The sequence below is a fragment of the Govania unica genome, from assembly GCF_027920805.1.
Lineage (GTDB): Bacteria > Pseudomonadota > Alphaproteobacteria > Sphingomonadales > Govanellaceae > Govanella > Govanella unica.
Window position 1 is genome coordinate 171,124 of the sequence record NZ_JANWOI010000004.1, and the last position, 20,933, is coordinate 192,056.

17 protein-coding genes are annotated in these 20,933 nt (G+C 61.9%); 9 read left to right on the top strand and 8 right to left on the bottom strand.

From position 1 onward, the window contains the following. Positions 1 to 48 precede the first annotated feature (48 nt). Entirely contained in the window at positions 49 to 1,347 is a 1,299-nt protein-coding gene (hslU, locus tag NYP16_RS11550) for an ATP-dependent protease ATPase subunit HslU (protein WP_274944301.1), read from the bottom strand. Between the two features lie 35 nt (positions 1,348 to 1,382). Beyond that, positions 1,383 to 1,949, bottom strand: coding sequence for an ATP-dependent protease subunit HslV (gene hslV, locus NYP16_RS11555; protein WP_274944302.1), 567 nt, complete (start codon positions 1,947 to 1,949; stop codon positions 1,383 to 1,385). A gap of 159 nt (positions 1,950 to 2,108) precedes the next feature. Here hslV and hisB point away from each other — a divergent pair, with 159 nt between their 5' ends. The 7 genes from hisB to NYP16_RS11590 are packed head-to-tail and all read left to right on the top strand — an operon-like array spanning position 2,109 to position 6,192. Continuing rightward, entirely contained in the window at positions 2,109 to 2,717 is a 609-nt protein-coding gene (gene hisB / locus NYP16_RS11560) for an imidazoleglycerol-phosphate dehydratase HisB (RefSeq protein WP_274944303.1), read from the top strand. Between the two features lie 40 nt (positions 2,718 to 2,757). Next, on the top strand, positions 2,758 to 3,126 hold the full coding sequence (locus tag NYP16_RS11565) for a DUF2628 domain-containing protein (RefSeq protein WP_274944304.1): 369 nt from the start codon (positions 2,758 to 2,760) through the stop codon (positions 3,124 to 3,126). Further along, positions 3,123 to 3,767, top strand: coding sequence for an imidazole glycerol phosphate synthase subunit HisH (hisH, locus tag NYP16_RS11570; protein ID WP_274944305.1), 645 nt, complete (start codon positions 3,123 to 3,125; stop codon positions 3,765 to 3,767). The genes NYP16_RS11565 and hisH overlap by 4 nt, the downstream gene beginning before the upstream one ends. A 17-nt stretch (positions 3,768 to 3,784) precedes the next feature. Further along, positions 3,785 to 4,336: a GNAT family N-acetyltransferase gene (locus NYP16_RS11575; protein ID WP_274944306.1), complete on the top strand. Its 552-nt coding sequence runs from the start codon at positions 3,785 to 3,787 to the stop codon at positions 4,334 to 4,336. Next, complete coding sequence (hisA, locus tag NYP16_RS11580; protein ID WP_274944307.1) at positions 4,333 to 5,076, top strand: 1-(5-phosphoribosyl)-5-[(5-phosphoribosylamino)methylideneamino]imidazole-4-carboxamide isomerase; 744 nt, start codon at positions 4,333 to 4,335, stop codon at positions 5,074 to 5,076. Before NYP16_RS11575 ends, hisA begins: the two co-directional genes overlap by 4 nt. Next, the gene (gene hisF / locus NYP16_RS11585) at positions 5,073 to 5,834 is read left to right on the top strand and encodes an imidazole glycerol phosphate synthase subunit HisF (RefSeq protein WP_346742522.1); all 762 of its coding nucleotides are present in this window, start codon (positions 5,073 to 5,075) and stop codon (positions 5,832 to 5,834) included. Before hisA ends, hisF begins: the two co-directional genes overlap by 4 nt. A 16-nt stretch (positions 5,835 to 5,850) precedes the next feature. Next, positions 5,851 to 6,192, top strand: coding sequence for a phosphoribosyl-ATP diphosphatase (locus NYP16_RS11590; protein ID WP_274944309.1), 342 nt, complete (start codon positions 5,851 to 5,853; stop codon positions 6,190 to 6,192). A gap of 108 nt (positions 6,193 to 6,300) precedes the next feature. Here the strand turns inward: NYP16_RS11590 and NYP16_RS11595 are convergent, their stop codons facing one another. The 5 genes from NYP16_RS11595 to NYP16_RS11615 all read right to left on the bottom strand — a co-directional run bounded on the left by NYP16_RS11595 (position 6,301) and on the right by NYP16_RS11615 (position 16,316). Continuing rightward, a complete protein-coding gene (locus tag NYP16_RS11595; protein WP_274944310.1) occupies positions 6,301 to 7,812 on the bottom strand; it encodes a YifB family Mg chelatase-like AAA ATPase in 1,512 nt (503 codons plus the stop codon). A 226-nt stretch (positions 7,813 to 8,038) separates the two neighbouring features. Further along, entirely contained in the window at positions 8,039 to 9,763 is a 1,725-nt protein-coding gene (locus NYP16_RS11600) for a hypothetical protein (RefSeq protein ID WP_274944311.1), read from the bottom strand. A 425-nt stretch (positions 9,764 to 10,188) separates the two neighbouring features. Then, entirely contained in the window at positions 10,189 to 10,974 is a 786-nt protein-coding gene (locus NYP16_RS11605; protein WP_274944312.1) for an outer membrane lipoprotein-sorting protein, read from the bottom strand. Further along, a complete protein-coding gene (locus tag NYP16_RS11610) occupies positions 10,949 to 13,288 on the bottom strand; it encodes an efflux RND transporter permease subunit (protein ID WP_274944313.1) in 2,340 nt (779 codons plus the stop codon). The genes NYP16_RS11605 and NYP16_RS11610 overlap by 26 nt, the downstream gene beginning before the upstream one ends. A 283-nt stretch (positions 13,289 to 13,571) precedes the next feature. Then, positions 13,572 to 16,316: an ATP-dependent DNA helicase gene (locus tag NYP16_RS11615; protein WP_274944314.1), complete on the bottom strand. Its 2,745-nt coding sequence runs from the start codon at positions 16,314 to 16,316 to the stop codon at positions 13,572 to 13,574. 104 nt (positions 16,317 to 16,420) lie between these two features. Between NYP16_RS11615 and NYP16_RS11620 the strand changes: the two genes are divergently transcribed. Beyond that, a complete protein-coding gene (locus tag NYP16_RS11620) occupies positions 16,421 to 17,992 on the top strand; it encodes a lysine--tRNA ligase (protein ID WP_274944315.1) in 1,572 nt (523 codons plus the stop codon). A 64-nt stretch (positions 17,993 to 18,056) separates the two neighbouring features. Beyond that, a complete protein-coding gene (locus tag NYP16_RS11625; protein ID WP_274944316.1) occupies positions 18,057 to 18,848 on the top strand; it encodes a tetratricopeptide repeat protein in 792 nt (263 codons plus the stop codon). Positions 18,849 to 19,210: 362 nt separating this feature from the next. Here NYP16_RS11625 and NYP16_RS11630 read toward each other — a convergent pair whose 3' ends face one another. Then, positions 19,211 to 20,809: a methyl-accepting chemotaxis protein gene (locus NYP16_RS11630; RefSeq protein ID WP_274944317.1), complete on the bottom strand. Its 1,599-nt coding sequence runs from the start codon at positions 20,807 to 20,809 to the stop codon at positions 19,211 to 19,213. Positions 20,810 to 20,933: the final 124 nt, after the last annotated feature.

The following is a 20,933-nucleotide window of genomic DNA, read 5'->3' on the forward strand; positions in this document are numbered from 1 at the left end:
AAAGGACCCCGTGACCACGGGGTCCTTCATGGTGTCAGGAGGATGGACTTAAAGGATAAAGCGCGACAGATCGGTGTTGCGGGCGAGATTGCCCACATGTTTTTCGACATAGGCGCGATCGATCACAAGCGCGCTGCCCGAATTGTCGGCGGCGCTGAAGCTGATTTCATCCAGCACCCGTTCCAATACGGTATGGAGCCGTCGGGCACCGATATTTTCGATCGCATTGTTGATTTCGGCCGAAATGGTGGCGATGGCGTCGATGCCGTCATCGGTGAAGCTGAGCGTGACCTCCTCGGTCTTCAAAAGCGCTACATATTGCTTGATCAGACTGTTGTCGGGCTCGGACAGGATGCGGCGGAAATCATCTTCGGTGAGCGCGTCAAGCTCGACCCGGATCGGAAGGCGGCCCTGAAGTTCGGGCAACAGATCCGAGGGTTTGGCGAGGCTGAAAGCGCCGCTGGCGATGAACAGGATATGATCGGTTTTGACCGGACCATATTTGGTCGAGACGGTGGTGCCTTCGATGAGCGGCAGCAGGTCGCGCTGCACTCCTTCGCGGCTGACGTCGGCGCCGCTGCGGTTTTGGTTGCTGGCGATCTTGTCGATCTCGTCGATGAAGACGATGCCGCTTTGTTCGGCGGCATGGACCGCCTCGCGCACCAGCCGTTCCTCGTCAACGAGCTTGTCGCCCTCCTCGATGGTGAGGATCTTGGCGGCTTCTGAGACGCTCATGCGTTTTTGCGTCTGTCGCGGGCCGAGCGCCTTGCCGAGCATATCCGATAAATTGACCATGCTGGCCCCCGGCATGCCGGGGATTTCAAACGACGCGTTGCCGGGCGATTCGGCCACCGTCAGTTCGATTTCCTTATCGTCAAGCTGACCCTCGCGCAGCATCTTGCGGAATTTCTGGCGGGTGTCGGGGCTTGCTTTGTCCCCGACAAGGGCATCAAGCAGCCGTTCTTCCGCCTGTAATTCGGCGCGGGCATTGACTTCCACGCGCTTGCGATGGCGCACCATGGCGATAGCGAGCTCCACGAGATCGCGCACGATCTGTTCGACGTCGCGGCCGACATAGCCGACTTCGGTGAATTTGGTCGCCTCGACCTTAACGAAGGGCGCTTCGGCCAGCTTGGCGAGGCGGCGCGAGATTTCCGTTTTGCCGACGCCTGTGGGGCCGATCATCAGGATGTTTTTCGGCTGTACTTCATCGCGAAGATCGGGGGCGAGCTGCTGTCGCCGCCAGCGGTTGCGGAGTGCGATGGCCACCGCGCGCTTGGCGGCTTTCTGACCGATGATGTAACGGTCAAGCTCGGAGACGATCTCACGCGGGGAAAAGTTGCTCATCTGATTGTCCAATGATTAGACCGAATAGAGGGGGCTCAGACCGTGTCGAGGGATTCAATGGTCAGGGAGTGATTGGTGTAGACGCAAATGTCCGCGGCGATTTTCATGGAGCGGCGCACAATGTCCTCGGCGCTCAACGGCTGGTCATAGAGGGCGCGGGCTGCCGCCAGCGCGTAATTGCCGCCCGATCCGATGGCAATGACGCCGTCATCGGGTTCAAGCACGTCGCCAAGGCCGGAAATCAGCAGGCTCGATGTTTTGTCGGCAACCGCCATCATGGCCTCAAGACGCCGCAGATAACGATCGCTGCGCCAGTCCTTGGCCAGATCCACGGCGGCGCGCAACAGCTGGCCGCCGTTTTTATCGAGTTTGGCTTCCAAAAGTTCGAACAGGGTGAAGGCATCGGCGGTCGATCCCGCGAAGCCGGCAATCACCTTGCCATCGGCCAGGGGGCGCACTTTGCGGGCGGTGGCCTTAAGGACGGTCTGGCCCAGACTGACCTGGCCATCACCGCCGATTACAACTTTGTCGCCCTTGCGGACGCAGAGGATCGTGGTGCCGTGCCAGGCCTGGGTCCAATCTAGAGAGTTCTTGTCTGACAAGGGGTTGCTCCTCTGAAAGAATCGGCTTGGCCTTAAATGTGGCGATTGCCGGCGCAGGATCAAGGGGGGTGCCGCCTTCGAACTGGCGCTTTCCGGCCCGGGCTGTTATACCACTGGCAAATCAGGATACCCGGCGATCCTCTGTACTGGAGAGTGGATATGCGGCAAGCGACTGTTGCGCGTAAGACCAAGGAAACCGAGATTTCGGCTACCGTCAATCTGGACGGGAGCGGGATCTATGACGTCTCGACCGGGATCGGCTTTCTCGATCATATGCTTGAACAGCTGTCGCGTCACAGTTTGATTGACATCAGTCTGCGGGCCAAGGGCGATCTCCATATTGATTATCACCACACCACCGAGGATGCGGGCATCGTGATCGGTGAAGCGGTGGCTCAGGCGCTGGGCGACCTGAAGGGCATCACGCGCTACGGCTCGGCCATGATCCCGATGGATGAGACCTGCACCCGGGTGGCGCTTGATGTGTCGGGGCGGCCCTTTATCGTGTGGAAGGTCGATTTCACCCGCGACAAGCTCGGCAGCATGGACACGGAATTGTTCCTTGAATGGTTCCGCGCTTTTGCGCAGGGCGCGGGCATTACGCTCCATGTTGAAAATCTTTATGGAAGCAATAATCATCATATCATCGAGTCCTGCTATAAAGGACTGGCACGGGCTTTGCGGCAGGCGATCGAGATCGACCCGCGCAAGGCCGATGCCCTGCCGTCCACGAAGGGCGTGATCGGCAGCCGGAGCGACGTTCAGTAGACTGACCAGAGGCCGCGACAGGGCGACCGGAGTGGCGATCATGAAGATCTATACTGTTCAAATGAAACCCGGTGACAGCGGCCTGAACGCGGTCTTCGTGCCCGAGGGTTTTTCAGTCTGGGCCTTTGTGTTCCTGCCGTTCTGGGCGCTTTACCATCGTTTGTGGCTGGTTGCCGGGCTGATATGTCTGGGCTTGTTTGGGCTTACGGTCCTGAGCCAGGCGCTCAACCTGTCGTCGCTGCAAGATAGCCTGCTGCAGGTTATGTTTGCCCTTTTGGTCGGGGCCGAAGCCCGGGATCTCTGGCGCTGGACTTTGCGCCGTCGGGGTTTTGAGATGCGGAGCGCGCTTGCGGCGGACGATGAGGATGAGGCGGAGTTGCGCTTCTTTGGGACCACGAGGGCGGTATGACGGTTGCGATTATTGATTACGGTTCGGGCAATTTGCGCTCGGCGGAAAAGGCGTTTGAGCGCGCCGCCCGCGAGACCGGCGCACAGATCGCGATCCGCGTCACCCGTGACCCCGCCGTGGTGGCCGCCGCTGACCGCATCGTGTTGCCGGGAGTTGGCGCGTTTGCCGACTGCCGTCGCGGGCTTGGCGCCATCGACGGGATGATCGAGGCGCTGACCACGGCTGTGATCGACAAGGGTCGTCCGTTTCTGGGCATTTGTGTTGGTATGCAGTTGATGGCCCGGCGTGGCTATGAACATGGCAGCCATGACGGGCTCGGCTGGATCGATGGTGAGGTGGCGGAAATCGCCCCGCTTGATCCGGCGCTTAAAATTCCCCATATGGGCTGGAACGATCTGGAGCTGACGGCGGAGGCGCATCCGCTGTTCGCCGGGTTTCAGCCGGGCGATCATGCTTATTTCGTGCACAGCTATGCCATGCGCGATGTGGCGCCGGCGCAGGTGCTGGCGCGGGTCGATTATGGTGGCCCGGTGGTCGCCGCGGTGGGCCGCGACAATATTGTTGGTACCCAGTTCCATCCCGAAAAAAGTCAGGCCGTCGGCTTGCGTCTGATCGGCAATTTTCTGCAATGGCGGCCTTGAGCGTCACGAGTAAGCTGATGAACAAAACCCGGACAAAACAATACCCTGCGGCAGTGACCGAGACCCAGGAACTGAAAACGTTCCAGGGCAGCGATCTTGAGGATCTCTGCAATGCCACGATCGAAGCGATTGTGGATGGCGAGGGCTTCAGCTGGATCAAGCCACCGTCCATGTCGGCCCTGCAGGCTTATTGGCGCGGCGTGCTGCTTATTCCGGAACGGACGCTGTTCGTTGCGCGCCTGAGTGGAGAGCTGGTCGGCACCGCGCAGTTGATCCGCCCACCGTCGAATAATGAGACCGGGGCTTTTTCGGTCGAAGTCGGCACGTTTTTCGTTGCTCCCTGGGCGCGGGGTCATGGTCTTGCGCGGTCGCTTCTGGCTGATGCCGAGGCGCGGGCGCGGCAGGACGGCTTCAAGTCGCTTGAAGTCAACGTGCGTGCGGACCGCGAGGCAGCTATGTCTCTCGCCGAGGGCAGCGGCTTTACCCGTTGGGCCACCAAGGAACGCTATGCGCTGATTGATGGCACCTATTTGCCCGGTCATTTTTATGTGAAGTATCTCGATCAATGATTCTTTTTCCTGCCATCGATCTCAAGGACGGTCAGTGCGTGCGCCTTTACAAAGGCGATATGGAGCAGGCGACCGTGTTCAGCGACAATCCGGGCGCGCAGGCGGCCGCCTTCGTGGCTGAGGGGGCCGAGTTTCTCCATATCGTCGATTTGAACGGCGCTTTTGCCGGGCATCCGGTCAATGGCGCGGCAGTCGATGCGATCCTGAAGTCCGCGAAGTCCGTGCCGGTGCAGCTCGGTGGCGGCATCCGCTCCATCGAGACCATTGCTTATTGGCTAGAACGCGGTGTGCGCCGGGTCATTCTTGGCACCATTGCGCTGCGGGCGCCTGAAGTCGTGCGCGAGGCGGCGCGGCTGTTTCCAGGCCAGGTGGCCGTCGGCATCGACGCCAAGGGCGGTCATGTGGCGGTCGAGGGCTGGGCTGAGACGAGCGAACTCCGGGTCCTTGATCTTGCTCGCAAGTTCGAAGACGCGGGTGTTGCCAGTATCATCTATACCGATATCGATCGCGACGGCACCCTGACCGGCGTCAATGTGGAGGCGACGGTGTCGCTTGCCGAACAATTGACCATTCCGGTCATCGCGTCGGGTGGCGTCGCGTCGCTTGACGATCTGCGCGCCCTTGTGGAGGCCAAGCGTGGACGACGCGGTGTGGTCGAAGGGGCCATTTCCGGGCGCGCCATTTATGATGGACGGCTTGATCTCCGGGCCGCCATCGCCTTCCTGAAAGAGGCGCGTTGATGCTGAAGGCGCGCATTATCCCCTGTCTTGACGTGAAAGACGGCCGTGTTGTGAAGGGCGTCAATTTCGTCGCCCTGCGCGATGCCGGGGATCCGGTGGAACAGGCGCGGCTTTATGATGCGGCTGGCGCGGACGAGCTGTGCTTCCTGGATATTACCGCGTCATCCGACGAACGGGCTATTCTGTTCGATGTGGTGCAGCGCACGGCGGAAGCCTGCTTCATGCCGCTGACCGTCGGGGGCGGCGTACGGACTGAAGACGATGTGCGCAAATTGCTGCTGGCTGGGGCCGATAAGGTATCGGTGATGACGGCAGCGGTGAAGCGGCCAGAGCTTGTGGGCGAACTGGCGGAAAAATTCGGCTCGCAATGCATTGTCGTGGCCATTGACGCAAAGTCCCGGCCGGGCGGCGGGTTCGAGGTTTATACCCATGGCGGGCGCAATCCGACCGGCCTTGATGCGGTGAGTTATGCGCAGCAGGTGGCGGCGCTTGGTGCGGGCGAGATTCTGTTGACCTCCATGGACCGTGACGGCACCCGCGCAGGCTATAATATCGAGCTGACGCGGGCCGTGGCCGATGCGGTCAGAATTCCGGTCATTGCCTCGGGCGGGGTTGGCACGCTTGATCATCTGGTCGCGGGCGTGAAAGACGGCCATGCGACCGCGGTGCTTGCAGCCTCCATCTTTCATTTCGGTGATTACACCATTGCCGAAGCCAAGACTTACATGCAGCGGGCCGGTGTGCCCATGAGATTATGAAGACGGAGCCGCGCGTATGAGTGACAGTCAGAAGTTATCGGCCGGTGAAGTGATCGAACGTGTGTTCGCGGTCATCCAAAGCCGCCGCACGGCCGATCCTGAACAAAGCTATGTGGCCAAACTGTTCCAGCGCGGCATGCCGAAAATCGCCCAGAAAGTCGGCGAGGAAGCCGTCGAGGTGGCCATTGCCTCGGTCTCCGGCACCAAGGAAGAAGTCATCGGCGAATCGGCGGACGTGCTGTTTCATCTGATGGTGATGTGGGCCGCCCAGGGCATCGCGCCCGAGGACGTAACCGACGAACTCGCCCGCCGCGAAGGGGTATCTGGCATCGTCGAAAAGAAAAGCCGCAACTGGTAGGACGTGCTGGTTGAGACATGGATGCCCGGGTCAAGCCCGGGCATGACAGATATATATGCTTGTCATTGCCGGGCTTGACCCGGCAATCCATCTTGGGGCAAGTGCATCTCAAGCTGTGAATATCAACCGACGATAGGCAAGCGCCTCCGCCACATGGCTGCGGCGCACGGTTTCGCATTGCTCAAGGTCGGCCAATGTGCGGGCGACGCGCAGCATGCGGTGGTAGCCGCGCGCGGTGAGTTTGAGTTTTTCGACCGCCACCTGTAACAGATCGCGGCCTTGCGGGTCGGGGCTTGCGATCTCCATCAGCAATTCACCATCGGCCTCGGCATTGCAGCTGGCCAGGGTTCCGGCATAACGCTTGCGTTGCAGGTCGCGGGCGGCTTCGACCCGGGCGGCGACCTCGGCGCTGCCTTCGGCGGGGGGCGGCAGGGTGAGATCAGCGGCCGAGACCGGCGGCACGTCCACATGAAGATCGATGCGGTCGAGCAAGGGGCCGGACAGTCGCGCCTGATATTCCCCGGCGCATTTCGGAGCCCGGGCGCAGGCCAGCGCCGCGTCGCCCAGATGGCCGCAACGGCAGGGGTTCATGGCGGCCACCAGCTGCACGCGGGCGGGGTAGGTGATATGCGCTTCGGCCCGTGCGACGACGGCGGCTCCGCTTTCCAATGGCTGACGCAAGCTGTCGAGCGCCTGGCGGGAGAATTCCGGCAGCTCATCGAGAAACAGCACCCCGCGATGGGCCAGTGACACCTCACCTGGGCGGGCACGTGCGCCGCCGCCCACAAGCGCCGCCATGGAGGCCGAATGATGCGGATTACGGAACGGCCGGTTGAGCGAAATCCGTCCGCCGGGCAGGGTCCCGGCAAGACTCTGGATCATGCTGACCTCAAGCGCCTCGCGCGGTTCAAGGGCCGGAAGAATACCCGGGAGCCGCGCCGCCAGCATGGATTTTCCGGACCCCGGGGGGCCGATCATCAAAAGGTTATGTCCCCCGGCCGCCGCCACTTCGAGTGCGCGCTTGGCCGATTCCTGTCCCTTGATATCGCGGAGATCAAGACCGCCACTGGCCGGGGCCTCGGCGGGCCGGGCCAGCGGGCGGGACAGCACCTGCGTGCCTTTGAAGTGATTGGCGAGCGCGATCAGGGACGGCGCCGCCACTATGGAGATATCCCCGGCCCAGGCTGCCTCTGGCCCGGACGCCGCCGGGCAGATCAGGCCCTTGCTCAAGCCCATGGCCGCCATGGCTGCGGGCAATACGCCGGGCACCGCCTGAATCGCGCCATCAAGCCCGAGTTCACCGAGGACCACATACTCGGCGATGGCATCCTCGGGGATAACGTTCATGGCCATCAGCAGCCCGACCGCGATCGGCAGGTCGTAATGGCTGCCTTCCTTCGGCAGATCGGCGGGGGCGAGATTGACGATGATCCGTTTCGGTGGCAGCGCCAGCCCGATGGCCCCAAGCGCCGCCCGCACCCGCTCTCGCGATTCCGCGACAGCCTTGTCGGGCAGCCCGACCACAGCGAAGGCCGGCAGCCCCGAGGCAATCTGCACCTGCACATCCACCGGCCGCGCTTCGATCCCGATAAAGGCGACCGTCGTGACGTGAGCGACCATGCATTCCCCCCTCTTTGCATGGGAGAGTATCGCATGCATGGATGCGCGCAAGACGGGATTTGTCAAATGTGCCTGTCATTGCCGTTATATGGTTCGGTGGGACTCGTCATTGCCGGGCTTGACCCGGCAATCCAGCTGGCTATGGCATTGTTGGTTGAACCATGGATGCCCGGATCAAGTCCGGGCATGACAAGTGAAGGGAGCGGTTGATCTGAAAGATAGAAGATTAAAAATGCCGCTGCAGTTTCAACTGAAAAAAGCTGTCATCACTGTAGATATATAGCGGACTTGTCTGCGGCACGTTCAGGAACAGGCGGCCTTCCAGGGCGACGGTCCAGCCGTCACCGACGCGGCGGCTGCCTTCGATGGTGACGTATTTCTGGGCCGACCGAAGATCGAAAATCGAGCCCACCAAAAGGGTCGTGCTGCGGATGTCGTTGCCGCTCCAGCGCAGGCCGAAGAAGAGGTCATTGTTGAACGGATTGTCGAAGGAGGCGCTGCGGCTGTCCCATAGATATTCGCTCAGGATGCCGAGATCCGAACTGCCCCAGATGTTGAACAGCGTATATTCAAATCCGGCGATGGCGGCGGTGGCGGTTTCATTTTCTCCGGTACGGCGGATCGCTTCGGCCTTGAGGAGCAGCGGGCCGAACGTGCCCTGAAGTTCAAGGCCCGCCTGTTCGATCAGATTATAACGCGGAATGATCACGGGTTCGCCGCGCGCGTTCAGGCCGATCAGCAGCAGCGGTTTGCGGTTGGTGCCTTTGAAATAGGACAGCGCCATATCGATTGGGCCCATGGCGTTGGACCAGCGCAGCGCCCAGTCCACATGCCATTTATCGGCGCTCGATTCATATTGGGTCAGGTCATAGGCGATGGCGAAGGGTGCGCGCGGGCGGCCGTTCGCTCCGGCGAAGCGGCGTTCGCGGAAGTTGCTCATGACATAGGCGCTGAAGGTGCCGAAGTCGCTGTCATAGCTGACGCTGCCCATCAACTGGCCGAGTTTGTCTTCGCCGTCGATATCCTCAAGGGCGTCATTCTGGTTGAGAATATCCACGAGATGCTGGGATTCAACCACGCCCCAGAATTGCTTGTCGATGCCGGCGCGAAGCTCGAAGCGGCCCATGGCGGCGACGAATTTCGCTTCGCGCATGTCGAAATGGGTGCGGTCGCTGTCATTGCTGTCGAGACGGGCGAAGGGCGTGGCCACAACCATCATGCGCCCGTCGTTCCAGGCGTAACTCACGGTTGGCGCAAGGGCGAGAGAGACGCCCGCGTTGCCGGGCCCGGGGTCGCGTGACGATTGCAGGAAGACGCGGCCTTCGATTTCCGCATAACCGTCGAGGCTGAGGCCGTCGAACAGGCGTTCGTCGCTGGCGACAGGCATTAAGGTCGGAGCCGGAGGAGGGGTGTCTTCAGGAGGTGCTATGGGAGCGGCTGGCGGGCTTTCCACCACGGCAGGCTTCGCGGCGGCGAGATTGCCGATGGCGGCGTCCGGACCAAGCAACCGCGCCCAGGCGTCGCCTGAAATAGGAACAAGATCGATCACGATGCGGAACGGCGCATCGCCCGGGTCTTCCGGGCTGAGCGGGAAACTTTGCGCGACTTTGGCCGGGCCCTTGAGGGTCAGGATCAGGCCACGACTGCTTGGAGTGATGGCGCTGATGAGACCGGCGGCACGGGCTTTCTGAAGTGCGGCCAGGGTCACCTGATCCTCCGCACTGAGGCTGATTTCGATGCGATAGCCTTCGAGATAGCGGGTCACATAACTGGTCTTGGCGCTGAGGTCGAGCACGAGCCGGGTTTTATCGGGATGACGGCCGATGCGGGCGCCGAGAAGGTCCGCGGCCTCTGCGGTGCCGATCAGAAAAAGGGCCGACGCGCAGGCGAGCGCCATCAGTCGCTTGCCGTGCTTGATCGCTTTGGAACGTGATTTTACGACCTGGTTCATGGAACTCGACTGACACTCCCAAAGTTCGCCCGAACTTTAGGTCCCCGTTTCTCTATATGCTGTTAAGGATTGCGTAAGATTTAAGTAAAACTACGCCCCTTTAGCCCTCGCCTGGAATGGTTAATTCTCTCTTAACCATTCGCACCATAGCTGAGGCTTTGCCGTTTGGGTAACGGAAAAAGGTAAACGAGCCAGAGTCTTAGGGAATCTGCGGATTCCACGGTTCGGACCAGGGGAGTGTCATACCGGGGCCTGAGGTCGAGCGAGAGACTCGGGCAAAATTTCCAGACTGATAGTCCTGCGTAGGCAGGAATCAGAAGTTTCCTGTCATTCCCGCGCATGCGGGAATCCAGAAGGGGCTGGAAGGCTGGATCCCCGCATACGCGAGGATGACAAGTGATAGGAAAGAGTAGAGTGTGGCGCGGTCAGCGCACCCGCTTCAAGGCGTTTTGTGAAAAATCGCCGTCATTGAAGCCGATGCCGAAGCGATAGCCGCTGAATTCAAGGTCGGTGGATTTTCCAGTGCGGACATTGGTCATGACCATCTGGTGGGCCCGCCAGTATTTGCCGTAAGCCTTGTAGCCGCTGTAGGTGAGGGTTTTGAACAGTTCGTTGCGGCGGTCGTAGAAGTCGACTTTCCACGGCCGGAGATGCTCGCGGTCGAGCCAGATCACTTCGCGGCTGTAACCTGAATCGGCATAGACCGGTTTGCGTTCGATGACTTGGCAGGTGAGCGGCCCGCAAGCTTCGTCCCGCAGATACTGGTAGGTGTATTTTTCGATCTTTGGTGCCGACATATCCTCATAGGCGAATTCGCTGCTCATGAACGGGCCGGAGCGATTGGCGCCCGAGATGCGTTTGACCCGGCCGACGTCGGGCAGGAATAGCCATTGGTCATCGGGCTCGATGCCATTTGCATAGGATAACAGGGCGGTGCCGGAAATATCCTTCGGCGCGTCGAACACCACGAGCGATTTGTCGCCCGCGCTCGGGTTTTCCAGAATGCGGATTCTGAGCACGCGGCGGCTTTCCTGCCCCTGCGCGTTTTTGAGCGTCATGGTCAGCTGTGCTTCGCTATCCTTGAACCCACGATTCCGCTGATCGGCCTCGGTGGCGATGGCGAGACCCTTTTCAACCGGCGTTTCGGCATGGGCCACGGTCGTGAGCAACAGCAGGGCGATGACGTTATTCAGCAGGGGACGGCACAGCATGGGGCACCTTCTGGGGTTGGCGGTCGACAAGAACAAGAAGCGCAGGCAACAGCACAAGATCGGTCAGGAAGGCGACGGCAATGATCGCCGCCGTCATCAGGCCAAGCTGGGCATTGATGGCGAAATCGGCGAATTGCAGCGCCGCGAAGCCAAGGGTCAGCGTCACGGCCGAGGCGATGAGCGCCGGGCCGACCACGTCATAGGCCTTGGCGATGGCGTCGCGGGCGTCATAGCCCTTGGCGCGGGCGCGTTGATATTTGCTCAGGATATGGGTGGCGAAATCGACGATGATGCCCTGGGCGATGGTGGTGACGGCGGCGGCATATAACCCGATCTCGCCGATGAACAGACTCCACAGGCCGAAGATGATGGCGATCGGCACCAGATTGACCACCACACTGAGGATGCCAAGCGGCAGGCTGCGCAGGGACACGAACAGGCAGATGGCGATCATCAGGAACCCGACCGCAGTGCCGGTCAGCATGCTGTTGAGCGTGCGTTCGGTCAGATGGGCGAAAATGATGGCGAGCCCGGTGCCTTCGACGCTGTGGCCCGTATGTGTCTTGAGCCAGTCCTCGGCGCGGCGTTCAAGCGCCTGCATCTCGGCGGTCGGGATATCGCCCATGGCCACGGAGACGCGGCTCGCCGATTTGGCAAGATCGATCTGATTGTTGAGATCGCGGCCGAAGGGCAGGGACATTTCATAAAGCAGCAGATATTGCGCGGCTTCCTTGCGGTTTTCGGGCAGGCGGTCATAGGCCGGATCATCGCCATGCATGTTGCGGTTCAAGCGCTTCATGATGTCGGTCATGGCAGCAACATGGGTCACGCCCGGTTGCGCCCTGAGCCAGTCGGCAAAGCTTTCAAGTTTCTTGAGATAGGCGGGGTCATTGACGCCGCCTTCTTCCCCGGACGGTACCGAGAATTCGAGGAAATAGAGCCCCGGCAGATGCTTGGAGACAAAGGTTGCATCCTCGCGGAACGGCACGCCCTCGGCGAAATAATCGACGAATTTGTCATTGATGCTGAGACGCGGCAGGGCTGTTACGGTGATCGCGGTCACAGCCGTGAAAATGACGATGATCGCCAGCGGATAACGGGCGATCATCACCGGAATGCGGCGGGTGAGGCGGTTGGCGAAATTGTCGCGGGCCGGGGTGATGCGCAGCATATCCATCAGCGGCGGAATGAGGCCGAGGGTCAGCAGATAGGCGAGTGCCGTGCCGATAGTCGCCATATTGCCGACATCGCGGTAAGGCGGCGCATCGGCGAAATTGAGGCCGAGAAAGCCGAACAGAGTGGTCACCGTGGTGATGAACACCGGCTCGAAATTCATGCGGTAGCATTCGATGATGGCGTCGCGGCGGCTGAGGCCCTGAGTCATCAGATCCCGGGTGGTCGCCACCATGTGAATGGTGCTGGCGGTCGAGATGGTCAGCACGATCACCGGCACGGCGGCGGTGGCCGACATCATGGGAATGCCAAGCCAGCCCATGGCGCCGACCGTGGTGGCGACCGAAAGCCCGACGATGATGCTGGAGATCGCGCTTGCCGCCGCCGAGCGGTAAAATAACCAAAGCCCGAGGAACAGCGCGCCGATCATCAGCGGCGACAGAACCGCGGCGTCATGTTCGGAAACCTCGCGTAAGGAAGTGTCGAGCACCGCGCCGCCGACCAGTGCCACTTGCAGATCGGGATGTTTCTCTTCAAAAGCGGTCTTGAGCTTCCGTGCCGCCGTTACCGATTTGCTGAGTGCGTCCGGGTCGTCCGGCGGCGGTTGCAGGGTGACGACGAAATTGGCCGTACGTCCATCCGGCGCCACCAGAAAATTCTGTAACATGGGCTCGCCGAGTGCCCGCGTGCGGGCTTGCTCGGCAAGGGCAGGGTCGATCCGCGCGTTGTCGGGGATCAGGCTTTCGACAAACAGGTCGTCGGCCTCGGCGCGGCTGTGCTGATGATTGGTGATCGAATCGACGCGGGCGGCCGAGGGTAATTGCCAAAGGTCGTTGGTGAGATCGCGCGCCGCCTCAAGCCGGGCCGGGGTGAAAAGGTCACCCTCCCGCGCCCGCACCACGAGCGCCAGAGTATCGAGCTTGGCATAGGTCTGCTCAAGCGCGTCATAGGCTTTGAGGTCGGGATTGTCAGCGTCAAAAAAAGCCCGGTAATCGCCGGAAATCCTTAAATTCGCGAGCCCCGCAACAAGCAACAGGATGAACAGCAGAATGACCGAGAGCGAAAGACCCTGCCGCCGCAACAACAAAGCGGCGAGCCTCATGCCCTGCCGGGCGAACCAGTTGTCTTTGCCAGTGGCCATGCGATCTATCCAATGACGAGGTTTCTCCCCTGTTTTAGGACAATCTGCTTAACAATTCGGAAAAGCGTCCGACTCCGACAGACAGCACTCGCCCTGAGGCGGGCGCAAGTATGTGTCATTAAATCTGTGTCATTGCCGGGCTTGACCCGGCAATCCATCTTCCCAGGTTGACCCATGGATTGCCGGGTCAAGCCCGGCAATGACATGTGGTTGTGATGTCCTTAGGGTAAATTTACGGCAGGAACGGTTATGGGGGGCAACTTCCATCATCCCGAACGCGGTCTTATGGCCGCGCAGTCTCGCCCAAAAACGCGCGCAGTTTCTGGGCGGTTTCCGCAAGGCCGATGCGTTCCACCGGGACGCCTTCGGGGAAGGCGGTCAACAGCCGGGATGGCATGGCGCTTTCGAGCATGACGAAGACTCCGCGGTCGTCGGCGCGGCGGATCAGGCGGCCGAAGGCCTGCTTGAGCTTGAGCCGGGTCATCATGTCGTCATAGTGCCGCCCGCCAAAGGCGTCGCGGCGGACGCGGTGGAGGATGGTCGGGCGTGGCCAGGGCACGCGGTCGAACACAAGCAGCCGGAGCGCCTGACCGGGCACATCGACGCCATCGCGCACGGCGTCGGTGCCAAGCAGGCAGCTATGCTGTTCGGCGCGGAAAATATCGACGAGGCTTGCCGTGTCCATGGGCGTCACATGCTGGGCATATAACGGGATGCCGGCCATTTCGAGCGGCTTTTCGATGCGGTCATAGACGGCGCGCAGACGGGCGATGGCGGTGAACAGACCAAGCGCCCCGCCGCCCGCTGCGAGAAACAGCGTGCGATAGGCGGCGGCGATCATATCGATCTCGCGCCGGTTCACATCGGTGACGATGAACACGCGGGTGTTGGTCTTGTAATCAAAGGGCGACTGGAACGAGGCGCGGGTGGCGGGCAGCACCAGATGGCCGCCACCGGTGCGCACTTCGGCGCTTTGCCAGTCGGCGTCCGGGTCCTTGGCATCTGGATCGTGGTCGCGGAGGGTGGCCGAGGTGATGAGCACCCCGTCAGCACCTTCAAGCACCGTTTCCGAAAACGGCCGGGTCGGGTCGATCCAGTGACGGTGCATGCCGATATCCATCTCGCGGCCCTGCGCGCGGTCGACGGCGAACCAGTCGACAAAGGCGTCATGGGGCGCGCCGCCCAGGCCTTCGAGCATGGCACGCCAGCCGTAATTCACCGTTTCCACCCGATGGGAAATGGATTTCGCCAGCGACTCGATGCGGCCCCGGGTGGTGCTGTCGAGCACATCGGCTTCGGCATCCAGCATGCGGGTGAGCTTGATCGCAAGCGCGCTCAGCGGCTTGCCGAGATCCTCAAGGGCCGCCGACAGATGGGCGGCGGCTTCGGCGAGGCCGGGCACCGGGTCATTGGTCGGGGTTTCGAGACTATGGCCATCCTCGACCCGTCCGGCGCGAGCGTGGACTTGCGCGTGCACATGGAACAGGAAATGTTCCGTCGGGCCGTAAGGGTCGCCTTCCTGAATGCGTTTGAGCCAGCCATCGGCGGGCAGGCCTTGCGCCGCCTTGAGCGCATCGGCGAGCAGCTTTTCGCCGCTTTCATCATCCGACAACAGATCGCCGATGCGGGAGCGCAGGCCGCGGGCCCGCCCGGCCGTGCCGTCGGTGCCGCGAATCCAGCGCCGCAGCTCCATGGCCTCGGCCCCGGACAGGATGACGGAAAAGGCGCTGTCGGCAGCGTCGAACAGGTGATGGCCTTCGTCAAAAACGATGCGGCGGGGCACTTCGCTCGGCCCCCGTCCGGTGGAGGCCTGGATCATCACCACCGCATGATTGGCGACCACCAGCGACGCGGTTTTTGATTTGCGCTGGGCGCGTTCGATGAAGCAGCGGCGGTAATGGGCGCAGGCCGAATAAATGCATTCGCCACGGCGGTCGGTGAGCCCGCCGATGCGGCCGCCACCGTAAAAACTCGCAAGCCAGGACGGGAAATCGCCGCCCACCATATCGCCGTCACGACTGAAGCGGGCCCAGCGTTTGACCAGACCGATCAGCACCCGCGCTACCGGATTGAGCGCGCCCTGACGGCTGCGTTCCTCAAGATTGAGCAGGCAGAGATAATTTTCCCGCCCCTTGCGGACCACCGTGCGTTCGGCGCGGACCTGGGGGTCGGGATAAAGCTTTTCAAGCTCCTGATCCAGCTGGCGCTGCAGGTTCTTGGTATAGGTCGAAAGCCACACCGTGCCGCGATTTTTCTCGGCCCAGAGGCTCGCCGGAGCCACATAGCCCAGGGTCTTGCCGGTGCCGGTGCCTGCCTCGGCCAGCACAAGACGCGGGCTCCGCACCTGGGCCGGCGGGGCGAAGGCTTCGGCGGCGGTCTGGGCATAGGCGCGCTGTTCGGGGCGGTCTTCGGACCCGAGGCCCACAAGATCACCAAGACGGCGGGCGGTTTCCTCGGCTCCGACTGGGGCGGTGCCGGGCGGCGGCGGCGGGGCCTCGTCCTCCCATTCGGGGAGGGCTTCCCACACCGGACGGGCCCGCGGTCGGGCGCCGCTGCGGGCGGCGAGCGTCATCAGCACCAGCTCGGCCCAGGGCCAGCCAGCGGTCATCATATCGGCGGCGTCCTGATCGACAGCGGCGAGGTAAGGATAACGCGGGGCGAGGAGATCGGCGAGCAGGTGATGGGCGGCGAGGGCCACGGTGTCGGCTTCGGCCGCCAGATGATGGCCGGGGTCGGGCAGCCCGAGGGCAGCGGCGAGCCCGCGCACGGTCGGCAGGATGGCGGCGGCGGGACGGACGAAGGCGAAAAGTTCAAGCACATCGAGAAAGCGCGGATTGTCGACCCGGCCACGCCGCGCCACCACCGCCTGATTGCAGACGATCACCGGCCCGCGCAGCAGCACGCCGCCCAAAGCCGCCGGAGACAGGCTTTCATGGCGGCCGTCGCCATGGCGCATGACGACTTCGACCGGCCCGGCGCTGAGCGCGGGCAGGGCTTTGAGACGGGACGACACATCGTTGGGCAGCATATCAGGCACGGTCATGACGGCGGAGTATAGTGGCGGCGAGTTGACGCGACCAGCCCCGCTGACTATTAGACATCTACTGTAATGATGAATAAGGAACCCCGCCGATGAGCAGCGACCGTGACCTTGGCCTTGAAAGCAATGCCTGGCCCTTTCAGGAAGCTCTGAAACTTGTCGAGCGGGTGAAGAAAACCGGCAAAGAAAGTGTTCTGTTCGAAACCGGCTACGGTCCAAGCGGCCTGCCGCATATCGGCACCTTCGGCGAAGTGGCGCGCACCACCATGGTGCGGAAGGCGTTTTCGCTGTTGTCGGACCTGCCGACCCGGCTTATTGCCTTTTCGGACGATATGGACGGCCTCCGCAAGGTGCCGGACAATGTGCCGAACAAGGACATGCTGCAGCAGTTCCTGAACAGGCCGCTGACCCAGGTTCCGGACCCGTTCGGGACCCATGAAAGCTTTGCTCATCACAACAATGCGCGGCTGCGCGAGTTCCTCGATCGCTTCGGGTTCGAGTATGAATTCCTCTCGGCCACCGAGTGCTATAAGTCGGGGCGGTTTGATGCCACCCTGCTCAAGGTGCTTGAGCATTATGATGCCGTCATGAATGTGATCCTGCCGACGCTGCGCGATGAGCGTCGCCGCACCTATAGCCCGTTCCTGCCCGTGAGCCCGATCACCGGCCATGTGTTGCAGGTGCCGGTGCTTGAACGGAATCTGGAAGCCGGGACCATTGTTTACGAGGAACCCGACGGCACCCGGATGGAAGTGCCGGTCACCGGCGGCCATTGCAAATTGCAATGGAAGGCCGACTGGGCCATGCGTTGGGTGGCGCTTGGTGTTGATTACGAGATGGCGGGCAAGGATCTGATCGACAGCGTGACCTTGTCGGGGAAAATCTGCCGCGCGCTTGGCGCGACGCCGCCTGAGGGCTTCAATTACGAATTGTTCCTCGACGAAAAAGGCGAGAAGATTTCGAAGTCCCGGGGCAACGGCCTGACCATCGAGGAATGGTTGCGCTATGCCTCGGACGAAAGCCTGTCGCTCTATATGTTTCAGTCGCCGCGCAAGGCCAAGCGGCTCTATTTCGATGTCATCCCCAAGGCGGTGGACGAGTATTTCTCCTTCCTCGAAAGCTACCCGGGTCAGGAGCCCAAGCAGCAGCTGGCCAATCCGGTGTGGCATGTGCATTCGGGCGATGTGCCGGATGCGAAGATGCCGGTCAGTTTCAATCTGCTGCTCAATCTCGTGGGCGCGGCCCAGACCGGCGACAAGGATGTGCTCTGGGGCTTCATCAGCCAATATGCGCCGGACGCGACTCCGGCCACGCATCCGCAGCTTGATCAATCCGTCGGTTATGCCATCGCCTATTACGAAGATTTCGTGAAGCCGACCAAGTCCTACCGGCTGGCCGATGACGCGGAAAAACTGGCGCTCGGGCTGTTGCTCGACAAGATCTCGGCCCTGCCCGCAAATGCTGGCGGCGAAGCCATTCAGAACGAGGTCTATGCGGTTGGCAAGGAACAGGGCTACGAGAACCTGCGTGACTGGTTCAAGGCGCTTTATGAAATCCTGCTCGGCCAGCCGCAAGGCCCGCGCATGGGCTCGTTCTTTGCGCTCTATGGCCTGCAGAATTCGAAAGCACTGTTGCAGAAAGCCATCGCTGGCGAGGCGCTTTAAGTCTTTATCCGCCGCTATGATATGATGGGCGCTTTGCTGCATGACTGCGGCGGGGCGTCATATCATGAGTAGGCTTATACGCTGTCCGCTCTGGCTGGTTGTCATTTTCTTGTTGCTCCCGGGTCTGGCCGGAGCGGCGACGCTTATGGATGGCGAAAACGCCTTTGTGGCGGGACGGTTCGAGGAGGCGATCACCATCGGTCGCGGGCTCGGAACCGCCGACGGGGACAGCTTACTCGCCCGTGCCGCACTTGTGGAGGCGGCTTATCTCGCTCCCGCCAATCAACGTGAACCCTATCTTGCCGAGGCCGAGGCGGCGGCGCGTCAGGCGCTCGTCCGCGATCCCGATCATGTGGAGGCCATGTTGCATCTGGTGATCGCCCTTGGTTACCGGGCGCGGATCATGGGCAAGATGGCAGCGCACCGTGCGGGTCTCGGGCAGGAGGCCAAGATTTTGCTCGACCGGGCGCGGGCGCTCAAACCCGATGACCCTTGGGTCTGGGCCGTGCGAGGTGGCTGGAATGGCGAGATCGCCGCGACCGGCGGCATGTTCGGCAAACTTCTTTATGGGGCCACGGCGGAGGAGGCCGACGCGGATTTTGCGCAGGCGATGCGGCTTGACCCGGCCGATCCGGTGCTCCCGGTGGAATATGCGAAAATGCTGCTGCGGCTGAATACCAAGGCTTACGGCCCGCGCGCCCAGGATCTTCTGATCGCCGAAAGCCTGAGCCCGCCGCGCACGGCCTTCGAACATATTCTCGCCGACCAGGGAGCCGACTTGCTCCGCGCCCTGCAAAGCGGCGACCGGGAAACCCTGCGCCTAGCGCTCAAACGGGCGGTGCCGTTTTCGCAATAACCTGTCATTGCCGGGCTTGACCCGACAATCCATCTGGCCGTTCGTGCTGAGTGTGACCATGGATTACCGGGTCAAGCCCGGTAATGACAGGTGAATGAAGTCAGTCACGACTGCCGCGATGGAGTATGGGGGGATGGAAGGTTGAGTTTGGTCTTGCGTCCGAACCAGTGGGCATCCTGCACAGTGGTGACCGTGAACTCTCTGCCTAGGGTTCAAACGGGCGGTGCCGTTTTCGCAATGACAATTTGCCAAACCTGTCATTGCCGGGCTTGACCCGGCAATCCATCTGGCCGTTCGTGCTGAGGTCACCATGGATTATCGGGTCGAGCCCGGCAATGACAGGTGACTATAGTTCTGTGAGATCAGCCGCCGCTGCTGCGGTGGAGGACGCGATCGATGAATAGGTCGACTTCGTTTTTGAGCGCTGAGCTTTCCCGCACCAGGGACTGTGCTGAGCTGAGGACTTCGCCTGCGCCTGCACCTGAGGCGTCGGCGGCTCGGGTGACGTCGCCGAGCTGAGTGGCCACGGTGCGGGCGCCGCTTGCGGCGTCGGACATGTTATGGGCGATTTCGGCGGTGGCGGCGTTTTGCTGGGTGATCGACCCGGCGATGGCGGCGGCGATTTCATGGAGGCCGACAATGGCCGCGCGGATGCTGCTGATGGCGGAGACGGACTGGGCCGTGATGTCCTGCATTTCGGTGATCTGAGCGGCGATGTCTTCGGTCGCGCGGGCGGTCTGGGTGGCGAGGCTTTTGACTTCTGAGGCGACGACGGCAAAGCCTTTTCCGGCTTCTCCGGCGCGGGCCGCTTCGATGGTGGCGTTGAGGGCGAGGAGGTTGGTCTGCCCGGCGATGCTGGAGATAAGCTTGACCACGTCACCGATGCGGGACGAGGCGGTGGCGAGCTTATGCACGGTGGCGGTGGTGCGTTCGGCTTCTTCGGCAGCCGAGGCCGCGTCTTCGTTCGACCGTCGAACCTGACGGTTGATTTCGGCGATGGAGGATGACAGTTCCTCGGCGGCCGCAGACGCGGTTTCGACATTGCGGGTGGCACGGTCGATGCCGCCTGCCGCCGTCTGGGCGCTGTCATTGGCGGCGCTGGCTGAGGAGGCGAGCATTCCGGCCGTGGTTTCCATGCCCCGGGCGGCGGACTGGATCATATCCACCACATCGCGCACGCGGGTGGCGAGGGCCGCCTGTTCGGTCATATTGTCCCAGATGACCATGATGTCGCGGGTCTGGCCGTTGCGGTCGGCGACGGCGGAAAAATGCAGCTGGATGTTGTCCGATCCAAAGGTCAGAAGCGCCGTATGCGGCAGCCGTTCGGGCGCACGCAAGATAGCGGCAAGCGTCGGGTCTTTCAGGAGGGTCAGCAAATTCTGCCCGACGAGGTCCGCCGCACTGCTCAGCCGGCTGGCGGTAATGGCGCTGCGCCCGGCGGAGTTCGCATAGGTGATATTGAGTGCGGCGGCGTCGCACAGCAGCACGCCGACCGGCATATCCTCGACCATGCGGAGGAGCCGTCCGGCTTCGTCGTCGGTTTTTTGCTGCTCGGTCACCACATGCCAGGTGACGAGCAGGTTGATGATGCTGCCCGCCCGGTTGCGCACCGGGGCCACCAGAACGTCGAAAAATTCCTGGCCCACCTGTGTGCGGGTGCGATAAGGCAATTTTTCGCTGTCGGTGAGCAGGAGGCGCGGCGCGCCTGCGGCTCCATAAAGGAAATCAAGGCCGCGGCCGATGGCGTCCGCCCCCGCAGCGAGGCCGAACAGGCCGCCGATACGGTCGAGCGTTTCAAGACAGCGCGGGTTCAGATACTGGATCTCAAGGCTATCCGGGGCCACGAGCATGCAATTGACCAACATGCTTTCCACAAGGGCGCGGAAATCCGGATCCTTGTTTTCGGGTGTGAAACTGGTTTTACCGGCCGGTTCGTGACGATTCGAAAACGCACGCAACATATGATTACCTTTTCCCCAACTGAGCCTGATCCTGGCGCACGGGCGATTGCCGATGCGCCGGGATGCGGGGGCCCTACCCCTCTGGTCTTGGGGACGAAGTGTGAGGGGCGTTTCTTAAGTTCTC

Coding starts and splice junctions, on each gene's coding strand:
- hslU (WP_274944301.1), bottom strand. CDS start 1,347: ATGAGCAACTTTTCCCCGCGTGAGATCGTCTCCGAGCTTGACCGTTAC.
- hisB (WP_274944303.1), top strand. CDS start 2,109: ATGCGGCAAGCGACTGTTGCGCGTAAGACCAAGGAAACCGAGATTTCG.
- NYP16_RS11565 (WP_274944304.1), top strand. CDS start 2,758: ATGAAGATCTATACTGTTCAAATGAAACCCGGTGACAGCGGCCTGAAC.
- hisH (WP_274944305.1), top strand. CDS start 3,123: ATGACGGTTGCGATTATTGATTACGGTTCGGGCAATTTGCGCTCGGCG.
- NYP16_RS11575 (WP_274944306.1), top strand. CDS start 3,785: ATGAACAAAACCCGGACAAAACAATACCCTGCGGCAGTGACCGAGACC.
- hisA (WP_274944307.1), top strand. CDS start 4,333: ATGATTCTTTTTCCTGCCATCGATCTCAAGGACGGTCAGTGCGTGCGC.
- NYP16_RS11590 (WP_274944309.1), top strand. CDS start 5,851: ATGAGTGACAGTCAGAAGTTATCGGCCGGTGAAGTGATCGAACGTGTG.
- NYP16_RS11595 (WP_274944310.1), bottom strand. CDS start 7,812: ATGGTCGCTCACGTCACGACGGTCGCCTTTATCGGGATCGAAGCGCGG.
- NYP16_RS11600 (WP_274944311.1), bottom strand. CDS start 9,763: ATGAACCAGGTCGTAAAATCACGTTCCAAAGCGATCAAGCACGGCAAG.
- NYP16_RS11605 (WP_274944312.1), bottom strand. CDS start 10,974: ATGCTGTGCCGTCCCCTGCTGAATAACGTCATCGCCCTGCTGTTGCTC.
- NYP16_RS11610 (WP_274944313.1), bottom strand. CDS start 13,288: ATGGCCACTGGCAAAGACAACTGGTTCGCCCGGCAGGGCATGAGGCTC.
- NYP16_RS11615 (WP_274944314.1), bottom strand. CDS start 16,316: ATGCTGCCCAACGATGTGTCGTCCCGTCTCAAAGCCCTGCCCGCGCTC.
- NYP16_RS11620 (WP_274944315.1), top strand. CDS start 16,421: ATGAGCAGCGACCGTGACCTTGGCCTTGAAAGCAATGCCTGGCCCTTT.
- NYP16_RS11625 (WP_274944316.1), top strand. CDS start 18,057: ATGAGTAGGCTTATACGCTGTCCGCTCTGGCTGGTTGTCATTTTCTTG.
- NYP16_RS11630 (WP_274944317.1), bottom strand. CDS start 20,809: ATGTTGCGTGCGTTTTCGAATCGTCACGAACCGGCCGGTAAAACCAGT.